Source organism: Lacticaseibacillus songhuajiangensis (assembly GCF_003946025.1).
Lineage (GTDB): Bacteria > Bacillota > Bacilli > Lactobacillales > Lactobacillaceae > Lacticaseibacillus > Lacticaseibacillus songhuajiangensis.
On sequence record NZ_RHNR01000075.1, the window covers coordinates 1 to 6,887 of the forward strand.

General features: G+C 50.3%; 7 protein-coding genes. 1 reads left to right on the forward strand and 6 read right to left on the reverse strand.

Features of this window, described 5'->3' with window-relative positions; translation table 11 throughout:
• Window positions 1-127: 127 nt before the first annotated feature.
• Together EKM97_RS11675 and EKM97_RS11680 are read right to left on the reverse strand one after the other, a co-directional pair.
• Window positions 128-874 carry an amino acid ABC transporter ATP-binding protein gene (locus EKM97_RS11675; RefSeq protein ID WP_125572546.1) on the reverse strand — a complete coding sequence of 249 codons (747 nt, stop codon included), beginning with the start codon at window positions 872-874 and terminating at the stop codon, window positions 128-130.
• A complete protein-coding gene (locus EKM97_RS11680; RefSeq protein ID WP_125572547.1) occupies window positions 864-2,330 on the reverse strand; it encodes an ABC transporter substrate-binding protein/permease in 1,467 nt (488 codons plus the stop codon). Before EKM97_RS11680 ends, EKM97_RS11675 begins: the two co-directional genes overlap by 11 nt.
• Before the next feature lie 186 nt (window positions 2,331-2,516).
• Here EKM97_RS11680 and EKM97_RS12015 point away from each other — a divergent pair, with 186 nt between their 5' ends.
• Window positions 2,517-2,690 (forward strand): SPJ_0845 family protein, encoded by a 174-nt coding sequence (locus EKM97_RS12015; protein ID WP_164507542.1) that lies wholly within the window; start codon window positions 2,517-2,519, stop codon window positions 2,688-2,690.
• Between the two features lie 96 nt (window positions 2,691-2,786).
• Here EKM97_RS12015 and EKM97_RS11685 read toward each other — a convergent pair whose 3' ends face one another.
• The 4 genes from EKM97_RS11685 to tig form a co-directional block, all read right to left on the reverse strand.
• Window positions 2,787-3,077 carry a nucleoside triphosphate pyrophosphohydrolase family protein gene (locus EKM97_RS11685; RefSeq protein ID WP_125572548.1) on the reverse strand — a complete coding sequence of 97 codons (291 nt, stop codon included), beginning with the start codon at window positions 3,075-3,077 and terminating at the stop codon, window positions 2,787-2,789.
• A 12-nt stretch (window positions 3,078-3,089) separates the two neighbouring features.
• Window positions 3,090-3,671, reverse strand: a complete 582-nt coding sequence (gene yihA, locus EKM97_RS11690; RefSeq protein ID WP_125572549.1) for a ribosome biogenesis GTP-binding protein YihA/YsxC — start codon at window positions 3,669-3,671, stop codon at window positions 3,090-3,092.
• A 110-nt stretch (window positions 3,672-3,781) separates the two neighbouring features.
• Window positions 3,782-5,029, reverse strand: a complete 1,248-nt coding sequence (clpX, locus tag EKM97_RS11695; protein WP_125572550.1) for an ATP-dependent Clp protease ATP-binding subunit ClpX — start codon at window positions 5,027-5,029, stop codon at window positions 3,782-3,784.
• Between the two features lie 173 nt (window positions 5,030-5,202).
• On the reverse strand, window positions 5,203-6,510 hold the full coding sequence (gene tig, locus EKM97_RS11700) for a trigger factor (RefSeq protein ID WP_125572551.1): 1,308 nt from the start codon (window positions 6,508-6,510) through the stop codon (window positions 5,203-5,205).
• Between the last annotated feature and the right edge of the window lie 377 nt (window positions 6,511-6,887).

Genomic DNA, 6,887 nt, shown 5'->3' on the forward strand with positions numbered 1-6,887 from the left:
CAGTCCCGACCTTCGGTCTAACCACTATTTTCAAACTGAGCATCCTTGCGGATGAAAGTTTCCCGACTTACGCTGACGGACAGCGTATGCAGCAAAAAAGCCGCGGCACGCCACGGCTTTTCCTGAATTACTGTTCGAGAACCTTGCTGAGGAAGTCCTTGGTACGGTCTTCCGTTGGGTGCTCAAAAATCTGTTCTGGCGTGCCCTTTTCGATAATCTGGCCACCATCCATGAACCAAACCTGGTCCGCAACCTTGTGGGCAAAGCCCATTTCGTGAGTAACGACAATCATCGTCATCCCGGACTTAGCAAGATCTTGCATAACCTTCAGCACTTCGCCGACCATTTCGGGGTCCAGCGCACTGGTGGGTTCGTCGAAAAGCATCACGTCCGGTTCCATCGCCAGCGCGCGGGCAATTGCCACACGCTGCTGCTGGCCACCAGAAAGGCTACTTGGGTAAGCATCCGCCTTGTCGGACAAGCCGACCTGGGCGAGCAATTCCTTTGCCTTCTTCTGGGCGTCGGCTTCGGCCACACCCTTCACCTTGATTGGGGCGAGGGTGATGTTGTCGAGCACCGTCTTGTTGGGGAAGAGGTTAAAACTCTGGAATACCATCCCCATCTTTTCCCGCACTTCGTCGAGCTGCTTGTCATTCAACTTCACGAGGTCAGTGCCTTCGAACAGCACTTCACCAGAAGTTGGCTTGCTCAGGCAGTTCAAGCTACGCAGAAAGGTACTCTTACCACCACCGGATGCCCCGATGACAACAATCACGTCACCCTTGTTGACGGTCTCGGTAATCCCCGTCAAAACTTCAGTCTTACCAAAGGACTTCTTAACGTCCTTAATCTCAAGCAATGCGTTATCCTTCATGCTTCATCTTCCCTTCAAAGTGTCCAAGAATTTTGCTCAGCGTGAATGTCATGACGAAGTACAGAACCATCGCAACGGCAATTGGTGCAATCCCACGGTAGGTTGCGGTCTGAACAACCTTCAGTTGGTAAATCAGGTCGGAAACACCGATGATGGAAACAATGGAACTTTCCTTAATCAGTGAGATGAACTCGTTACCAAGTGCTGGCCAAATATTCTTAATCGCCTGTGGCAATACGACGTTAGTCAAAGCCTGACGCTGGGACATCCCCAATGACCGTGCGGCTTCGGTCTGCCCAACCGGGATGCTGCTGATCCCGGAACGGATGATTTCAGCCACGTAGGCGGAGGAGTTAATCCCAACGGCGATAATCCCAGAAACAAGTGCTGGAATCTGGACGATCATCCCAATACCAAAGTACACGAACATGATTTGGACCATGAGTGGTGTGCCCCGAATGAATTCGATGTAGGCAACCGCGATGGCGTGGAGCACCTTGTTCTTACCAATCCGCATCAGTGCAAACAGAATCCCGAGCAGAATCCCGAAGACAACCGCGATGGCGGTAATCAGGAGCGTGTAGCCAACCCCTAATGCGAAGTACTTCCAGTAGTGAATCATGGAGGTGTTAGCCGTGTTCCCGGCCATGTACTTCCCTGCGGTCTGCAGGTACTGCTTGGTGAGATTGTGCTTCTTAATGTGATCCAGGGTCTTGTTAACTGACGCAACCAGGGTCTTGGAACCCTTCTTGAAGCCAATCGCAGTCCCCTGCATGTCATCGCCGAGCGTGTACTTCCCGTCGATCGCAACCAACTGGTTATCATTGGCCGCGTAGGCTTCAGCCACTGGCTTTTCAACGTTAAGCGCGTCAACCTTGTGGCTCTTGAGGGCCAGAATCAGGTCGGTCACCTTGCCGAGACCCTTAACCTTAGAATCCTTGATTTGCTTCTTAGCAAGCGTGTACTGCAGGCTCCCGGTCTGGGCACCAACGTTCTTGCCCTGCAGTGCGGTGTGCCCCTTCGCGTAAAGCTTGGCATCCGCCTTGTTGACCAGAATATCCTGCCCACCTTGGTAGTAGACGTGCGAGAAGTCAACACTCTTGGCACGTTCATTGGTTGGTGACATCCCGGAGATGACCATGTCGACCTTGCCTGTTTCCAGGGCAACGAGCAATTGGTCAAAATCCATTTGCTTAATCTGCAACTTGACCCCGAGGTCCTTGGCAATTTGCTTACCAACCTCGACGTCCATCCCTTCAACGCGGTTCTTCCCGCCGACGTTGACCAGGAATTCATATGGTGCGTAGTCAGGACTGGTACCCATGATGATGGTACCCTTGTCTTTAATTTGCTGGAGGCTGTTGTCCGCTGCGTTAACCTGCTTGGCACCCGCAAAACTAAGTACGGCGAGCAGGCTGAGCACGAATGTCAGCACGAGCTGTTTAATCTTCTTCATCTTTAACGATCCCCTTCGTTTGTCGATGTTGATAACTATACGCGCATATAGATATTTATGCAAGTAATATGCGTGAAAAATTCATGATTTTTTGCAAGATAATACATACTTTCCCGCTACAATGCAGATAGTGATACCGTAAAAACAACGATTCATGCTATAATACCGGCGAAGGGAGGCTTCACCATGGGACTTAAGGTAAACCGACAAAACGATATGAACAAGTTGTTCGATCAGTTCGCAACAATTCCGGAGGGTAAGATTAACCCCGAGGACATTGATGCTAAAAAAGCTAAAAAAGAAGAAGAACGCCAGGCCGCTTATGCACGTCTGGAAAAGAACGCTAAGAAGGACAAGTAAGCGACCGCTGGTCACACTGTTTTTCAGCAACAAAGCGAAAAGAAGGGGTAAGCACATGCGTGCTTACCCCTTCTTTATTCAGTTAGTAATGTATATTTACCGTTTTACATTTGGATATTTTTGTTCAAGGGACTTAATGTTGCTCTTGGCCACTTCATCGAAGTCAACGTTTGCCCACAACGCAATCTGGCTGAGGTACCACAAGACATCACCCATTTCGTGCTTGAGCTGTTCCTGATCTAGGTCGGCTCCCTGGAAAGTGTACTTCTTAATAAGATCGATAACTTCCCCCGACTCACTGGCAAGACCAAGTGACAGGTTTGTCAGGACGTGCTCATTACCCTCAAGCGTGCGGTTTGCGAGCTTCTGATAATCGTTGAATTCCATGCTGTGCTCCTCCTAGAACTTGTTTTCAATCCAATCCCAAATTTCCTGCGTTCCCGTTGTGTCAATCGCGGAAAATGGCACCCACTGAGTTGCCTGGTCTAATTCCATGCTCTTTTTGTGAATGGATTCGGCCTTGTTCCACTGGTTCTTCTTCACCTTATCGATTTTGGTGGCAACAACCAGCGTTGGAATCTTGTAGTACTGCAGGTACTGGTACATCGAAATGTCCAGTTCACTCGGTTCATGCCGCGCATCGACGAGCTGAATGACACCGCGCAACTGCTGGCGGGTCTCCAGGTACTTTTCAATCATCGCGGAGAACTCGGCACGGGCCTTTTTGCTCACGCGGGCGTAGCCGAATCCCGGCACATCGACAAAATACAGTCCCTGATTCACTAAGTAGAAGTTCAGCGTCTGGGTCTTGCCCGGCACACTGGAGGTGCGAGCCATCTTCTTACGCTGCAACAAATTGTTAATGAGGGAACTCTTCCCCACGTTGGACCGGCCAACGAAGGCAATCTCCGGGAATTCAGTGTCTGGGTACTGTGCCTCACGCACGGCGCTAATACTTAGGCTGACGTCAGTTACTTTCATGGCTTCAATGCCTCTCTTTCTCTTTCAACATCTTACCATATTCCCCGCAACTTTTGCCGGCGTATACAAAAAGCGCGGCGACTCGCCGCGCTTTTCGTGAATGTCTCGGTTTATGAAGCTTCCTTATCCTTCAGAACCAGCTTTGGTTCTGCTGTTCCCAGGACTGCTTCCTTCGTAATGACCGCTTTAGCGACATCATCCCGGCTTGGCAGGTCAAACATAATCCCCTGCATCACCTTTTCAATGATTGACCGCAACCCACGGGCACCAGTATCGCGCACAATGGCTTCGTGGGCGATCGCCTTCAGTGCCGCTGGCGTGAATTCAAGCTTCTTGCCATCCAGTTCCATTAACTTGGTGTACTGCTTGACAAGCGCGTTCTTAGGTTCGGTCAGAATCCGCACCAGATCATCCTCGGTCAGCTTTTCCAATGCTGCCAGGATTGGAATCCGGCCAATGAATTCCGGAATAATCCCGAACTTCATCAGGTCTTCCGGCACAATCTGCTGCATCAGGCTGACGCTCTGGTTAACGTTTTTGCCTTCATCAGTTCCGAAACCAATGGTCTTTTCACCCAGGCGGTTCTTGACGATGGTTTCAATGCCGTCAAAGGCACCCCCAACGATGAACAGAATGTTCGTGGTGTCAATCTGAATCAATTCCTGCTGGGGGTGCTTACGACCGCCCTGTGGTGGCACGCTGGCAATGGTCCCTTCAAGAATTTTGAGGAGCGCTTGCTGCACCCCTTCACCGGAAACGTCACGCGTAATGGAGACGTTCTCGCTCTTCTTGGCAATCTTGTCGATTTCGTCGATGTACACGATCCCCTTCTGCGCGCGCTCAACGTCGAAGTCGGCGTTCTGGAGCAACTTGAGGAGAATATTTTCAACGTCTTCACCAACATAGCCGGCTTCGGTCAGCGTAGTGGCATCGGCAATCGCGAATGGCACCTGCAAAATGCGGGCCAAGCTCTGGGCAAGGAAGGTTTTCCCACTACCGGTAGGCCCAATGAGTGCAATGTTACTCTTCTGCAGCTCAGTTTCGCCATCCTGGGCACTGGCCATCTGGTTAATGCGCTTGTAGTGGTTGTAAACTGCAACGGCGAGGGCCTTTTTGGCGGCATCCTGGCCAATGACGTAATCGTTCAGAATCTTCAGAATTTCGAGCGGCTTTGGCACTTCGGTGAGGTTCTGAATGGATTCTTCCTTGAATTCTTCATCAATAATTTGCTTGCAGAGATCAATGCATTCATTACAAATGTACACGCCAGGGCCGGCGACGATTCGTTTTACTTGATCCTGTGACTTGCCGCAGAACGAGCAGGTAACTGGACCCTTAGAATCTACGTTATCAAACAATCTTTTCAACCCTTTCTTCTATGGAAACAAGACATCCAATAGTCTTTTCCATGCTTAGGCTATGGTAACACAGCGGTATTGCTCTGACCACTGGACATCAGGTTTGATATGTCCCCGCGGGCAAAAAAAGGCCCCCAAACTGGGGACCTTTCTTCCTGACTCAAAAAGCGGAATTAGTCGTCCGACTTCTTGTCGTCTTTCTTTTCTTCAACAGCGCTGTCGCGAATCAAAGCGATTGCCTTCTGCATGGAGATGTCGTGAACGAGCATGTCGTCGGAAAGCGCGTTACGAACGGCGGTTTCTTCCATACCGTAGTCGCTTGCCAGACTCTTAACTTCGTTTGCGATTTCGTCGTCACTAGCTTCAATGTTTTCAGCTGCAACGATGGCCTCGAGCACGAGGTTGGTCTTAACACGGGTTTCAGCGTTACCAGCAAACTGGTCGCGCATCTGCTGTTCAGTTGTGCCGGTCAGCTTGAAGTACATTTCCTGGTTGATGCCCTGACGCTGCATGTTGCCGAAGAACTGGTCCATCTGCTGCTGGATTTCAGTCTGAATCATGGCGTCTGGGATGGTTTCGATTGTGGCGTTGTCAACCGCAACCTTGAGGGCAGCCTGTTCGTTAGCTTCCTGAACTTCGTTAGCCTTCTTGGCCTTGAGGTCTTCGCGAACCTTCTTCTTCAGGTCGTCAAGACTGTCAACGTCTTCGTCAACATCCTTCGCAAATTCGTCGTCAAGTTCAGGGAGTTCCTTAACCTTAACTTCGTGAATGGTTGTAGCGAATTCAGCATCCTTACCAGCAACTTCCTTAGACTGGTAGTCTTCTGGGAAGGTCACCTTAACAGTCACGTCTTCGCCGGCCTTGTGACCTTCAAGCTGGTCTTCAAAGCCTGGGATGAAGGAACCTGAACCAAGTTCAAGACTGTAGTTCTTAGCAGAGCCACCGTCAAATTCCTTACCATCGATGGTCCCGTTGTAGTCAATAACAACGGTGTCGCCCTTCTTGGCAGCGTCCTCGCTGACAACAAGTTCAGCCATCTGCTGGCGCTTTTCTTCGATTTCCTTATCAACATCAGCAGCGTATACGCGCTTGTTCTGCTTAGGAATGGCAACGCCCTTGTATTCGCCAAGCTTAACTTCAGGCTTAACGGTAACAGTGGTCTTGATTTCCCAGTTCTTGCCTGGTTCCATGCTTTCGATGCTTACCTGAGGCTGGTCAACAGGTTCGATACCTGCTTCAGCAACAGCTGCTTCGTAAGCTTCTGGGAAGATGTCGTTCAAGGCGTCTTCGTACAGCGCTGTTTCACCGTACATCTTGTTGAAGATAGTACGGCTTACTTTACCCTTACGGAAGCCGGGTACAGTAATGTTGCCCTTAACACGGTTAAAAGCCTTATCAAGGCCCGTCTTAATCTGATCCTGATCAATTTCAAAAGTAAGTTCGCCGGTTACGGCGTCCTTTTTGTTCCACTTTGCAGTCATGGTTTCCCTCCGACATTGTGTTGTCAGCGTCTTTTGCAGACGCTGCTAATGCATACTTTGTTATGATACCCGAAACAAGCATAATTGTAAACAAAATCGCGTCGTAATGCGCTTTCTTCCCCACTTTCACTGTCCGTCAGCGTAAGTCGGGAAACTTTCATGCGCAAGGATGCAGGAATTGAAAATAGTGGGGTAGACCGAAGGCCGGGTCTGGTGCGGATTGGCTTCGCGGGCAGGAACTCCGTTAGCGGGGACCGTTCCAGCCGGCTACGCCGTCTTCCACTGGGGATATTGCCGCAGGCCCAGCGTCAATATCCCGCTCCCGATAAAATTGGCTGTGTACCCCCGACGAAAATCATGTCGGGAATACACAGCCA